Annotated in this window: 10 protein-coding genes and 2 pseudogenes; all 12 read left to right on the top strand. The window is 41.6% G+C overall.

Annotation, left to right across the window (positions count from 1 at the left end; translation table 11 throughout):
* Position 1: 1 nt before the first annotated feature.
* Positions 2-335: pseudogene (locus tag ASG85_RS37300) on the top strand (malic enzyme-like NAD(P)-binding protein); the annotation flags it as partial.
* A 90-nt stretch (positions 336-425) separates the two neighbouring features.
* Entirely contained in the window at positions 426-1364 is a 939-nt protein-coding gene (gene mmuM, locus ASG85_RS27030) for a homocysteine S-methyltransferase (RefSeq protein ID WP_060648298.1), read from the top strand.
* A gap of 110 nt (positions 1365-1474) precedes the next feature.
* Positions 1475-1618: pseudogene (locus tag ASG85_RS37295) on the top strand (RNA polymerase sigma-54 factor); the annotation flags it as partial.
* A gap of 185 nt (positions 1619-1803) precedes the next feature.
* Positions 1804-3585, top strand: a complete 1782-nt coding sequence (locus ASG85_RS27025) for a sensor histidine kinase (protein WP_060648297.1) — start codon at positions 1804-1806, stop codon at positions 3583-3585.
* Between the two features lie 4 nt (positions 3586-3589).
* Positions 3590-4810 (top strand): helix-turn-helix domain-containing protein, encoded by a 1221-nt coding sequence (locus ASG85_RS27020; RefSeq protein ID WP_060648296.1) that lies wholly within the window; start codon positions 3590-3592, stop codon positions 4808-4810.
* The gene (locus ASG85_RS27015) at positions 4807-6087 is read left to right on the top strand and encodes an ABC transporter substrate-binding protein (RefSeq protein ID WP_060648295.1); all 1281 of its coding nucleotides are present in this window, start codon (positions 4807-4809) and stop codon (positions 6085-6087) included. Before ASG85_RS27020 ends, ASG85_RS27015 begins: the two co-directional genes overlap by 4 nt.
* A 214-nt stretch (positions 6088-6301) precedes the next feature.
* On the top strand, positions 6302-7777 hold the full coding sequence (locus ASG85_RS27010) for a glycoside hydrolase family 68 protein (RefSeq protein ID WP_060648294.1): 1476 nt from the start codon (positions 6302-6304) through the stop codon (positions 7775-7777).
* A 169-nt stretch (positions 7778-7946) separates the two neighbouring features.
* Positions 7947-9452: a glycoside hydrolase family 32 protein gene (locus tag ASG85_RS27005; RefSeq protein WP_414858796.1), complete on the top strand. Its 1506-nt coding sequence runs from the start codon at positions 7947-7949 to the stop codon at positions 9450-9452.
* Positions 9453-9568: 116 nt separating this feature from the next.
* Positions 9569-9709: a hypothetical protein gene (locus tag ASG85_RS38230; RefSeq protein WP_156390174.1), complete on the top strand. Its 141-nt coding sequence runs from the start codon at positions 9569-9571 to the stop codon at positions 9707-9709.
* 18 nt (positions 9710-9727) lie between these two features.
* A complete protein-coding gene (locus ASG85_RS27000) occupies positions 9728-10735 on the top strand; it encodes a substrate-binding domain-containing protein (RefSeq protein WP_060648293.1) in 1008 nt (335 codons plus the stop codon).
* A 38-nt stretch (positions 10736-10773) separates the two neighbouring features.
* Positions 10774-12378 carry a response regulator gene (locus tag ASG85_RS26995; protein WP_060648292.1) on the top strand — a complete coding sequence of 535 codons (1605 nt, stop codon included), beginning with the start codon at positions 10774-10776 and terminating at the stop codon, positions 12376-12378.
* A gap of 13 nt (positions 12379-12391) precedes the next feature.
* Entirely contained in the window at positions 12392-14170 is a 1779-nt protein-coding gene (locus ASG85_RS26990) for a sensor histidine kinase (RefSeq protein WP_060648291.1), read from the top strand.
* Positions 14171-14687 lie beyond the last annotated feature (517 nt).

The raw sequence follows: 14687 nt of genomic DNA, 5'->3' as shown, positions 1-14687 counted from the left end.
GATAGCGCGCGTATGTATGGCGATTCATGAAGACCCTTGGAAAGCCCATACGCTTACGATTAAACGAAACACGGTTAACGTATTGTCAGATGGTTCTGCCGTGCTCGGGTTAGGGAATATAGGTCGGAGGCATCAATCTAGAGGACATTTCGTCGCCGCGCTGTTTCGAGATCGAACGCAGATTAATGGATGAATTGGATATCCCCGTGTTCCATGACGATCAGCACGGTACGGCTGTCGTCTTGATTGCCGGGCTCATGAATGCGTTGAAGCTAGTGAATAAACGATTAGAGAACTGCAAAGTGGTTATATGCGGGATCGGCGCAGCTGGGATCCATGAAGCGCCGGAACAACATTATCAAGCAATTTTTTAAGGAGGAAGGCAAGATGATAAAGAAAAGTCGGACACATCTTGCTGATTATTAATGAATCTTATAGAAAACATTCTTAAAGATTTTCCTGCGATGATTTTGGACGGTGCCTTATCAACAGAGTTGGAACGCCGTGGCTGTGATATTAACGACCCCCTATGGTCTGCAAAAATGCTGCTGGAAAACCCCGATCTGATTGGTCAGGTTCATACAGACTATTTTGCTGCAGGTGCGGATTGTGCGATTACGGCAAGCTACCAGGCAACCGTTGAGGGGTTTGTCAGACGAGGTTTAAGCGAAACTGATGCCATTGGCCTTATACAGAAATCTGTTCAAATTGCGGTAAAAGCAAGGGATCAGTTTTGGGATAACATGGTGGATAAAACCAAAAGACCAAGGCCGATCGTAGCCGCCTCAGTTGGTCCCTACGGTGCTTATCTAGCAGACGGGTCAGAATACCGTGGAGACTACAAGCTGACTGAAAACGAGCTCATTGATTTTCATCGACCTCGTATGAAGGCGCTGGTAGATGCCGGTGCAGATATCCTTGCATGCGAAACCATACCTTGTTTAATGGAAGCAAGAGCACTTGTCAGATTGCTAGAAGAATTCCCTGGGGTTTACGCATGGGTGTGTTTCAGTGCAAAGAACGAACTGCAAATAAGCAATGGGGATCGAATAGCCGATTGTGCTGCGTGGCTGGACCATCACGATCAAGTGGCGGCTGTCGGTGTTAATTGCACGCCTCCCTCGTATGTATCATCACTGATCGGTGAAATCCATAGACAAACAGCGAAGCCAATTATCGTTTATCCAAATTCAGGCGAGCAATATGATGCAGGTACACGAGGTTGGAAGGGAGCTGCCTCAGAGGATACTTTTGGCTGCAGCGCCCGGGGCTGGCATGAACTTGGTGCCCGGCTAATAGGCGGTTGCTGTCGAACAAACCCTGACGATATCAAATCCATAGTTGCTTGGGTTAGAGAAGGATAGAGGTCTCACATTCCGAAGAATTAGCTTTGAAAAAGTTGAAAACCTGCGCTCTGCTGTTCTCGGCATGTGCAGGTTTTTCTTTCTTTTTATTGATTGCGGAGTAGGCGTATGTGCATCAAGAGGTGAAGACGCAGCCTTTATCAGACCAACAACTGACGGATTTGCTGAATAAGGAAGGTATTCAAATTTCGCGGCGTACGGTTATGAAGTATCGGGAGGAGATGAAAATACTTTCGTCGAGGCTTCGCTCGTAACAATGAAATGTCTGTCTTTCAGAGGTTCAGTATAGCTTGAAAGATTTCTACGGACTGATTCTTTCATCAAAGACCGAATCTTATAACAGTTGTAGGATCCCTTTTACAGATATTGGCGAAACAAATCACATTGTTAAGAGGTTACAATAATAGCAAGGTGATTTTTAATAAAAGGAGTATTTTTTGTGAAAAGCATTCAAAGCCGTTTATTAATCATGCTGCTGGTTTTTATTATCCTTCCGTATTTTCTGTCCATGCTGTTGATTTATCGGCAAACGAAAGAAAATGTGGAACGGCATGAGCTTGAGAACAGCCGCGAGCAAATTGGGCAGGCGTCCGAAGACCTGGAGCAATACTTTGATGACATCGTTAATCTTCCGTATATTTTATACCGAAATCCTGACTTGTTCATGATTTTCGAAAAAGGCTTCGATAGTTCCCTTTATTTCAACCAGCTTGAAATCTATAAAGGCATGACTACCTTTTATCTGATGAGAAACGAAATTAGGCAGGTTCGGTTATACATCGAGGAAGGAAAAAACTCGTTTACGGTTTATAATGCGATGATAAGTTCCCGTAAGCGGCAGCCGGATTTATTGAAACAAGCCTCTATTCAGAAGCTAATAAACTCTGATTCGAACTTTCTAATCGAACCGCCACATCCGATTGAAAATTATAACCATACAGCCATTATGCCCCCATCGGACAAAACGATGGTATTGACGATTCATCACAAAATCTTGGATGCCCTTTCGAAAGAATTTCTCGGTATTATCACGATAGACATCGATTTGGACAAATTTGCTCGCATCTCTAATCATTTCATTCAAAAAAATAAAGAATCTGTCTTGCTTTCCGATTCGGACGGTTATGTCGTCTATGCTAGTGATGCAGCCATGATAGGGAAGGCTGTTCCGGCAGAATTACAAAAGAAAATCAATCAGTCGGCAGCAGGCGCACAGTTTTCGAATGGCGATATTATCTTTTCCAAAACGTTGTCGGAACCGTTAAATCAATGGCACTTTGTTAAGATAACCTCAAGCAAATTCTTATTTAATGACGTGAGGAAAACCGCGTACACGAACATCATCGTCGGTGTCATCGTGGGAGTTCTGGGCTTAATCATGACAGCCATCATATCCTACAAGATTACTCGTCCGATCAAGCTGCTTAGCCGGAAAGTACTGAGCATTGAAGGCGGGAACATGAATGCTCCGTTTGACGATAAGAGGGAAGATGAAATCGGTAATCTGGAGAGGCATATCAAGGAAATGATGAACCGGATCAATCGTCACATCGACCGTGAGTACAAGCTGGAGATTGAGAACAGAAAGAATCAGCACAGAGCGCTAAAGTCACAGATTAATCCTCACTTTTTATACAACTCCCTTCAATCCATTGGTGCGGTTGCCCTATTCACCGAATCTCCGAAAGTATACCAATTGGTAGTCTCCTTATCCAAAATGATGCGATACACTATTCGTGTGGATCAAAAGGCTACTGTTCGGAGTGAAGTAGATTATGTAAGAGCGTATTTGAACCTTCAAGAGGAGCGTTTTCAAACCGATTTTAGCTATTCCATCGACATACCCAAGGACATTCTTGGTATTTCAGTTCCGAGTATGATTTTGCAGCCGCTCGTTGAAAACTTCTTTAAACATTGTTATGAAGAGGGGTTCGAGCATGCTCACTTGCGTATTTACGGTGAAGTACGAGAAGAATATTTGAAGCTGGTTGTGGAAAATAACGGCCCGAGTATGACGGATGATGAGCTTACGGCATTAAAAAATAAAATCTACGCGCCGGTATACGAAGAAAACTACTCGCCCCAGCATATCGGCTTGAAAAATATTCATGACCGCTTGGTTCTTAATTATGATCCGACAGCGGGGATCCTACTTGATTCTATGCAGGGACAAGGATTTTCAGTGAAGCTGGTGATTCCACTCTACCTCAAGGAGGATTGACGTAATGAAAGCTCTAATCGTGGATGATGAATCTAATGTAAGGAAAATTATTCGTTTTATGGGACAGTGGCAGAAACATGGGATTACCGATATTTTGGAAGCCAGAAATGGTGAAGAGGCAAAAGCGTTAATTGATTTAGAAAGTCCGGAAATCATCATGACAGACGTGAAAATGCCCAAAAAGAACGGGATAGAGTTGATCGAGTGGTTGGATGCCAATTCCTATCCGGGAAAAGTGATTTTGATTACAGGGTTTGACGACTATTCTTTCATGCGTAAAGCGATTAAGCACGGCAGCTTCGATTATTTGTTGAAGCCAATCGAAAATGAAATGCTAAATGAAACACTTGCGAGAGCGGTAGAATCGTGGAAAAAAGAAGAGGAAGAACGCAGCAATGTAGAGCCGGGCGTCTATGAAGAGGCTAAGAAGCTTCGCTTAAATAAGGGGGTTACCTCGGCATGTAACGGGGAACATTTTGATCCGGGCGAAATTGCCTTGTCTCTTCCGCAAGCGGAAGTCTACGATCTTACTTTGATTTATTTTTACCAAACCCATCATTCGGATCCCTACCTCCAGCATTTGACGGATGAGCTGGTTACTCGGGAATGGGGGAATGCCTATGCTCTTCAGAACGACCCTAATGTCTGTGTGATACTTTCTGTTCAAGGCCAATTCTTCCCGGTAGAGGAATGGATTACCCAGCATATCGATATTCCCGTTCGTCTGGTTAGCGGCCTCCCACTGACATCGCTTAAAGAGCTCCCGCAATCTTTTCAATCTGCGCAAAGGGCAATGGCTGAGCAAAATTTCAGAGCCATACACCGTTTGACGGATTTGGATGATGCAAGGCGCATGCATGACATTGTCGCTTTTGTAAATGAACATTATATGCAAGAGTTAAGTTTGGACAAACTTTCAAACCGATTCTTCCTGAGCCGCGAACATATCTCGCGACGATTCAAGCAAGAAAACGGGATGACCCTCTCCAACTACGTTATTCAATTAAGAATAAAACAAGCTAAACAGTGGTTAAGCCAAACGGACGAGAAAATGTACTCGATTGCATTAAAGCTCGGGTACCAGGATGAAACTTACTTTTCGAAGTTATTTAAACGAATTGTTGGCATGACGCCTCATGAATATCGGAATAAGGAGGGAGACCGAGAAATAAGGGAATTGGAATTGCTTCATGAAAGTTGTAAATGTAACGAGGGGGTATTATGATAATCAAGGTTTTTCAATGCATGTTAGCCGGATTGCTTACCTTATCGCTTTCGGCTTGCGGGGCGGACAATCGTTCGGTGAAGGAAATAGATACAATAAGTGCTGATCAGAAAATCACTTTAGAGGTACTGAATCCCAAAGTAGAAATTTCCACGGAGTTCGAGCAGATGGTAAAGGAGTACGAGAAAGAAAATCCGAATGTTAAGATGAATATTTTAACCTTTGGCGGAGGGGCAAACTACCTTGCCGAATTAAAAGCAAGATTTGCAGCAAATAAAGGTCCCGATATCTTTCCTAACGGCGGTTATGAAGAAGCGGTAGTCTGGAAAAGGTATTTGGAGGATTTATCCGATCAGCCATGGGTGAAAAATGTGGTTGATGAGGCGCTTAAGCCGATGAAGATGGACGGGAAAATTTATGGGATGCCTATAAATTTGGAAGGCTACGGCTTTATCTATAATAAGGATTTATTCGCAAAGGCCGGTATCGAGACCCTGCCAAAAACGCTTACCGAATTAAAGGGTGCGGCGGAAAAGCTGCATTCCGCTGGTATTACCCCCTTTGCAGTCGGATATTCAGATAGTTGGTTTTTCATTCTCATGATGAATATTGCTTTTGCCCAGCAGGACGACCCGGACGCTTTTATTCAAGCTTTGAACGACGGGACGCAAACTATCGAAGGGAATAAAAAGTTCGAAGATCTGACTCGAATGCTGGATTTGACCGTTCAATACGGAAATAACGATTTTCTGACGACCGACTATAATACCGAAGTCTCTTTGTTTGCAACCGGTCAAGCGGCGATCCTTAAACAAGGGAATTGGGCTCAATCTAAGATTGATCAAATAACCCCGAATATGAATATCGGTTTCTTACCCATTCCTATAAATGATGATGCCAGAAACGATGCCTTGGCGGTGGGTGTATCCAATAATTGGGTTGTAAATAAAGAATCTTCGCCGGAGAAAAAGAAAGAAGCCAAGAAATTCTTGAACTGGATGGTTTCGTCGGAACAAGGCAAAACGTTTATGAAGGACCAATTCCATTTTATTTCTGCGTTTAAAAATATAGAGACGGACCGTTCAGGACCGCTCGCGGCCGATATTATTCGTTACACAAAGGAGAAGAAAACATTGTCCTGGAACTGGTTTAAATTTCCCTCGAGGGCAAGAGAAGAGTTCGGCTATGCCATGCAAGCTTATGTAGGCAAACAGCTTAACCGCGATCAATTACTGCAGGAATTCCAAAGATCCTGGAAAAAGGCTGAGCAGAAATAATTGGTTGGCACACATATTAGATACATAACCCTTTCGCCTCTGATGCTTAGTATCAAGGCGGTAAGGGTTATTTTGTGCTTGATAAGCTCGTCTAGTTGAATCAATATAAGCCTGTAAATCTATCAATGTACGACATGTTCTTACCTTTCCCTTTGCCTTAAACTATAAATTGTGGAGAGAAAAAAACATACAATAGAACAGGAGTTGTAAGGTTATGAACATCAAAAAATTGGTTAAACGAGCAACAACAGTAAGCTTGACTACAGCAATGCTGGTAGGAGGTGGTGCTCAAGCATTTGCGAAAGAAAAAGACAATACGGATTACAAAGAAAATTACGGTTTTTCCCATATTACACGCTCTGACATGCTGAAAATTCCTGAACAACAAAAGAGTGCACAGTTTCAAGCGCCTAAATTCGATCCATCAACAATAAAAAATCTTTCTTCGGCAAAAGGTTATGATGAGCAGGGCAACTTGATCGATATCGATGTTTGGGATAGCTGGCCGCTGCAAAACGCTGATGGAACAGTAGCAAATTATAATGGCTACAATATCGTTTTTGCTTTAGCAGGAGACCCTAAAAGAGGATGGGACACATTTGTCTACATGTTCTATCAAAAAGTAGGCGATACTTCCATTGATAGCTGGAAAAATGCTGGAAGAGTATTTAAGGATAGCGATAAATTCGTTCCAAACGATCCTTTTCTCAAATATCAAGCAGAAGAATGGTCAGGCTCCGCAACCTTAACATCGGATGGAAAAGTCCGTTTATTCTATACGGATCGTCAAGGTTGGGACCCCAATCACGGGTTTTATGGTAAACAAACCTTAACAACAGCCCAAGTCAATGTATCACATCCAGATCAAAGTACGCTGAAAATTGATGGCGTAGAGGATCTCAAATCGATTTTTGATGGCGGAGACGGCAAAATCTATCAAAATGTTATGCAAGGAATCGAAGCGGAGAACTATTCGGATAATCATACATTAAGGGACCCTCACTATGTGGAAGACAATGGTCATAAATACCTTGTTTTCGAAGGTAACACAGGAACGGAAGTTGGTTATCAAGGAGAGGCATCGCTCTTCAACAAAGCTTTCTACGGCGGAAACACGCCATTCTTCCAGGATGAAAAAAATAAATTGCTGCAAGGTCCTAAAAAACGTGCTGCTGAGTTAGCGAATGGCGCATTGGGTATTATTGAATTGAACGACGATTATACGTTGAAAAAAGTCATGAAACCGTTAATTGCATCGAACACAGTAACAGATGAAATCGAACGTGCTAACGTTTTTAAAATGAATGGCAAATGGTATTTGTTCACGGATTCCAGGGGTTCCAAAATGACGATGGATGGAATCGGCGGGAATGATGTCTACATGTTAGGCTATGTGTCCGATTCCTTAACAGGAACATACAAACCGTTAAATGACAGCGGACTTGTATTAAATATGAATCTTGATCCTAAAGATCTTACCTGGACTTATTCTCACTTTGCAGTACCGCAAGCTGACGGTAAAAATGTGGTCATCACAAGCTACATGACAAACAGAGGTTTATTTGCAGACCACAAATCTACCTTTGCGCCGAGTTTCTTGCTGAACATTAATGGTTCAAAAACTTCGGTTGTGGGTAATAGTATTCTTGCACAAGGGCAATTAACGATTGACACGAAGAAAGAAAAATAAAAGCATCTTCAATAAAGCATAAGAAAATGCCGATGAAAATCGGTATTTTCTTTTTTACAAAAAGCAATAAACAGCAGTTCAGCGAGGAAGTGTCAGTTTGAACTATACAACAAATCTTAAGAAAACAGCAAAACGAATAGGTGTAGTTATGATAGGTTTCATTATTTTGATGACGATAGGATTAGTGGTCCATTATTCAGATAACAATAAGAAGAACGATGCCATCGATTCCGTTACGCCAACGTATCGAGCTAGCTATCATTTCACTACGCCCGACAAATGGAAAAACGACCCTCAGCGGCCGATATATTTGGATGGAAAGTACCATTACTATTATCTCTATAATCATGATTATCCGAACGGAAATGGAACCGAATGGCGGCATGCGACATCAACGGATTTGGTACACTGGAAAGATGAAGGGGTGGCCATTCCTAAATATACGAATAAAAATGGTGATCCATGGTCGGGATCAGTCGTCGTGGATGACACCAATTCAGCAGGCTTTGGAAAAGGTGCTCTTGTGGCGATAGTCACACAGCCGTCTGCAGAAGGCGGGAAGCAGGAACAATATCTGTGGTACAGTATGGACAAAGGAAAAACATTTACTTCTTATAGTGAAGACCCCATTATGCCGAATCCGGGCACAAAAGATTTTAGAGATCCCAAAATCATCTGGGATCATCAGATGAATAAATGGGTAATGGCTTTGGCAGAAGGAACGAAAATTGGTTTCTATGAGTCGCAGAATTTAAAAGATTGGCACTATACTAGCGGCTTTTTAACTGAAAATATCGGAATTGTAGAGTGCCCTGATCTTTATCTGGTGAGAGCGGATGACGGAACAATGAAATGGGTTCTTGGTGTCAGTGCAAATGGTAAATCGACAGGTAAACCAAACACTTACGCCTATTGGACTGGACATTTTAATGGAAAGGAGTTTTTCCCTGATCAAAGTGACCCTCAGTGGTTAGATTACGGCTTTGATTGGTATGGTGCCGTCACGTTTGAAGAAGGAAAAAACAGCGATAAATATAATCATCGGTATGCTTTGGCATGGATGAATAATTGGGATTATCCGCATAATACGCCAACACAGCAAGAGGGCTTTAACGGAATGGATTCGATTGTTCGTCAAATTAACTTAAAACATGATGGCGGTATGTATCGTTTGGTTTCACAACCCATTGAAGCATTGAATCAATTGACATATACAACGGATTCGTTGAAACAAATAGAGGTTAATGGCTCTAAAACTCTTCATATAACAGGCGATGCTTACCAGCTAGAGACAGATATATCCTGGTCAGAGATCAAGAGTGTAGGATTAAGGCTTCGAGAATCAACAGACAAAAACCGCCATGTAGATGTAGGTGTTTTTGCAGAAGGCAGGTACTCTTATGTCAATAGAGCTTTTACAGGTCAGCCCGACAAGAGTGGAAAATATGTTGAAAGCAGGGCACCCTTTGATGTGAGCAAGAAGCACGTTCACTTAAAGATTCTTGTCGATAAAACAAGTATTGAAGTCTTCATGGATGATGGAACCATCGTTTTTTCCAATGAAATTTTCCCGGAATTAAACGATCAAGGAATGACCCTTTTTTCAGAAGGCGGCACCGCGATCTTTAAAAATGTTGTAATCAAGCATTTCAAATCCTCTGGATTTGGGCAATAAAAAAAGCACCGCGTGGGAGGTATTGACACTAGTGGTTGGTCGCGCTTACAATGTAATTAATCGATTACGTAAACGTTTACGTATTTCAAAATCCAAAAACTAATGGGGAAAAGCGAATGACCAGCATTAGAGCGATGAAAGAGCTTGATTATCGCCCGAACTCGGTTGCACGCAGCTTGCGCAGCAGAAAATCCAAGATTATATCATTATTTGGTTGGTTTGCTCGTTGTGATTGTTATTTATTTCTACAGCCATAAAATAGGGGATAGTCTAATATGAAAAGTATTAAAGTATTATCGTTTATATTAATTGCCTTTGCTTTGGTTGCACTTACCGCGTGCTCTTCAAGTAAAATAACGGAACCTTCAAAAACATCTGAAGAAACGGTTGTACCTTTGGCAACAGAAAAAGCAGTAACGGCAAAAAAAGAGAATGAAGTAGTGGTAGGATTTACTTTACAAAATTTAAGTAATCCATTCTTCGTTGCGATGTCCAAAGGCGCCACTGCTGGTGCTATGCTGCATGGTGCTAATGTAATCATAGTAAGTGCAGAAGGTGATTTGGCTAAGCAGACAGCTCAAATTGAGGACTTTATTACAAAAAAAGTAAGTGTGATTCTTCTAAATGCTGTAGATTCCAAAGGTATAGCAGGTGCTGTTAGTCAAGCTAGAGCGGCGGGAATCCCCGTCATTGCAGTTGACGTAGGTGCAGATGGAGGCGTGAACACGGTTGTAACCTCAGATAACTTTCTTGCTGGAAAATTAGCTGGGGAATATATTGTTAAGCGCTTAAATGGAAAAGGAAATGTTGTTGTCATTGATGGTCCTCCTGTATCTGCTGTAACAGAACGTATCGCTGGATTTGAAGAAGCAATTAAAGCTACTCCAGGAATTAGGGTAGTTGCTAATCAAAATGGGTATGGCAACCGTGAAACATCGGTTACATTGATGGAAACCATTTTGCAAGTCAAAGGAAAAGGAAAGATTGACGTTGTATTTGCAACTAATGATCCTTCTGGAGTTGGTGCTAAAATTGCTGTTGAACAAGCAGGTCGCGACAAAGAAATGTTTATTGTTGGTGTAGATGGAGCGCCAGATGCCATTAATGCGCTTAAAGAAAAGAAAAGCTTTGTTGCAACCTCAGCACAGTATCCATTTGAAATGATTAAATTGGCAATGGATGAAGGCTTTAAAGTTCTAAAAGGCGAAAAGGTAGAATCGTTAATTAAAATTCCAGTTGACTTGATTACTCAAGATAATGTTGAAACCTACAAAGGTTGGTAATATTTTTTGAAAAATTCGAAAGCCTAGTGGTGAAATGTATGTATAAGATTATCATTGCGGATGATGAAGACAACGTAAGAGAAGGAATACGAGATAGTCTAAACTGGAATGAGTTGGGATTTGAGGTGGTTGGCGACTTTGAAAATGGCCGTGAGGTGCTTCAGGCCCTCGAACAGCTTCAACCCGATGTGGTTTTAACGGATATTAACATGCCTTTGATGGATGGTTTAGAAGTGTCACGCTATCTCTTTGAACATTATCCTCAGACCAAAATCATTATTCTTACGGGCTACGATGAATTTGAATATGCTCAGCAAGCCGTGAAGTTGAAGGTGCATGATTATATCCTAAAGCCGAATACAGCTGATGAATTACGTCAGATCCTCTCCAAAGTAAAGGCGGATCTTGATGATGAGAATCGTAAGGTGGAGGATTTAAGCAAGCTTAAGCAGCAGCTTAGAGAGAGTTTGCCTCTCGTAAGAGAGCGCTTCTTGAATCAGTTGGTTACCGGAGATCTACGAGAAAGCAAGCTTGAGGATAAGCTTGTCTATTTGGATATTGATTTACCCGGAAGCCATTATGTGGTCGCAGTCATTGATGTAGATGATCATGGGGAACTTCAAAGATTTTATCCAGAAAGCGAGAGCGAACTGCTTTATTTTGCCGTGTGTAATATTGCCGGGGAAATTATTTCAAGAAAAAAGAACGGAATTGTGTTCCAAAACAATAATGAAAAAACAATTGTCATACTTTCTGGCGAGAATGTGGAAACGCTGCGTGAAGAGGCAGTGGGAATTTTTGAAGAAATCAACCTATCAGTAAGAGAGTATCTGAAGTTTACTGTGTCCATTGGTGTAGGAGATATTTGCTCATCACTAAATAAAATTCATTATTCTCATAAAAGGGCTTCACTTGCTCTTGATTATCGTTTTTTTCTTGGAAAGAATCGGATCATACATATCGGCGACATTGAAGGGGGATCGAGTGAGAGCATTCCTTACGATAAGCATTGGGAAAGAAAGCTCGTCACTTGCTTAAAGTCAGGCACGCAGCAGGAAATCGAAGTGATCGTAGAGAAAATCATTGAAAATCTGAAGGAATCCTATCTGCCAATGGATCGTTGTTATATTCATATACAGCAAATCATCGTCTCGATTTTGGATCTTTTAGATGAACTTGAGATTCGTGAAACACTTCAGAGCATGTCTTCAAGCCCATTGACCGATATTTACGGGTTAAAAACACTGGATGAAGTTGAAGATTGGCTGAAAAATTATTGTTTGCATACCACGGGTTCCATTCTTGAAACAAGAAACAATGCTTGCAAGATTCAAGCTTTGAAGGCGGAAGGATATGTGAAAGAAAATTATGCGGATGCGAATATGTCCATGGATATGGTTTGTAAGTATCTGGTTCTAAGCACAAGTTATTTTAGCCTTATTTTTAAAAACCATACCGGAGAAACTTTTATAAGTTATCTGACCCGGATTCGTGTGGAAAAGGCGAAGGAATTGCTTAAATGTACGGATTTGAAGACTTACGAAATCGCGGACCGAATAGGCTATGTGGACCCCCATTATTTCAATTTGATTTTCAAAAAAGCGACGGGTATGACCCCGACTATGTATCGCAGAATGGTGTAAAAGGGGCCTAAACATGGTAAGGAATCGAATCAAACACTTTTTCCGTTTCAAAAGTATCCAGTCAACCATTGCTGTCGCTTTCTCATGCTTAATCGTGGTCACAATTATGGTGATTGCATGGATGTCTTATAATCTTTCCACAGATGCCGTTAAAAAAAATTCGCGCGACTATACGTATCAGCTTATGGGACAAGTAAGCTCGAATATAGATAGTTACATCAATTATATGGACAACATTTCACGAATGGTTCTTTCCAATTATGATATCAAAGAGTACCTCTTGAAGCAGGTATATCTTGGTGCAATCGGCAAGGAAGATTTGAAACAGAAAATATCCTTCCAACTGAATACCGTGTTGAATACAAGAAAAGATATTTCATCGATTCTAATATTTGGTACAAATGGGCAGATTATCCCTTACAATGAAAAGATTAAACTAAATCCACAAGTGGATCCAACGGAACAAAGCTGGTATAAGAAGGCAATTGAAGCGAAGGGGAAAGTCGTTATCTCTTCTACACATGTACAAAATATGATTCTTAACGACTATAATTCAGTGATATCCTTAAGTCGTGAACTGAGTAGTGATGTCGGGGATGAAAAGCTTGGCGTTCTGCTTGTAGACTTGAACTATAGTGTCATCAACGATATTTGTAACAAGATTAAACTTGGAAATAGGGGTTATGTCTTCATTCTGGATGCAAACGGAAACATTGTTTATCACCCGGAGCAGCAAATGATTAATAACAATCAGAAAATTGAATTGATCTCTCAAGTTATGCGTACTCCTGGCAGCAGCTTTGTCACTTCAGAAGGTAAAAATAGCCGGATGTATACGATTAAAACATCACAAAGCACCGGATGGAAGATTATCGGGGTCACTTATGTGGACGAATTAGTCTCCAATAAGAATGAGTTGCAAACTTATACTTTTTTTGGAGGTATTGCATTTCTTATTATCGCAGTGCTGCTCTCAATCATTCTATCCTTGCGTATTTCAAGGCCCATTAAACATCTTGAAAGTTCGATGAAAGAGGTAGAGAAGGGGAATTTCGACATTCAGGTTGATATTCAAAGCTCCAATGAAATCGGGCATTTAAGTAATCGATTTAATCGAATGACGACAGAGATCAAAGAACTGATGCTGCAAAATATGAAGGAACAGGAGTTAAAAAGAAAGAGCGAGTTGCAGGTGTTACAAGCTCAGATTAATCCTCATTTTCTTTATAATACGTTGGATTCAATTATATGGATGGCTGAGACTGGAAAGTCGAAAGAGGTTATCCTTATGACAGCTTCCTTAGCAAAGTTATTCCGTTTAAGCATTAGTAAAGGACAAGAATTCCTTTCTATTTTTAACGAAATTGAGCATATCAAAAACTATTTGACGATCCAGGAAATGCGGTACAAATCTAAATTGGATTTTGAAATCAATGTGGATAAGAGTATTCTTTCCTATAAGCTGATCAAGATTATTTTACAGCCTCTGGTAGAAAATGCCATTTATCACGGAATAAGAAATAATGCGGGGAAAGGTCATATTCAAATAACTGGTATACGTAAGGGGGACCGTATTCTTCTTCAGGTCATCGATAATGGAATTGGAATGTCTCCGGAGGAGATCCATAACATATACCAAAAAGATTGTACGTCTGCGAAAGGTAGTGGTATCGGCGTGCAAAATGTGGATCAAAGAATCAAGCTCCATTTTGGCGATCCGTATGGGCTGCATTTCGAGAGTGAATTAGGGAAAGGAACTACCGTCAATATTTGGCTGCCAGTCATAGAATAGAAGTGAGATCCGTCGCGATCGGGCGCTAGCGCACAAAAATTGTGCGCAAGGTCTGCAGATCGGTCGACACCGGACGCTAGCGCACAAAAATTGTGCGCAAGGTCTGCAGATCNGCAGATCGGTCGACACTGGACGCTAGCGCACAAAAATTGTGCGCAAGGTCTGAAGATCCGTCGTGGTCGGGCGCTAGCGCACAAAAATTGTGCGCAAGGTCTGCAGATCGGTCGACACCGGACGCTAGCGCACAAAAATTGTGCGCAAGGTCTGCAGATCCGTCGYGRTCGGGYGCTAGCGCACAAAAATTGTGCGCAAGGTCTGCAGATCSGTCGCCACCGGACGCTAGCGCACAAAAATTGTGCGCAAGGTCWGCAGATCSGTCGMGATCGGGCGCTAGCGCACAAAAATTGTGCGCAAGGTCTGCAGATCSGTCGMCACTGGACGCTAGCGCACAAAAATTGTGCGCAAGGTCTGAAGATCCGTCGTGGTCGGGCGCTAGCGCACAAAAATTGTGCGCAAG

Source organism: Paenibacillus sp. Soil724D2 (assembly GCF_001427935.1).
In the GTDB taxonomy this organism is placed as follows: domain Bacteria; phylum Bacillota; class Bacilli; order Paenibacillales; family NBRC-103111; genus Paenibacillus_E.
Note: the sequence above shows the minus strand (reverse complement) of the source record. Positions and strands in the feature narration are given on the sequence as shown.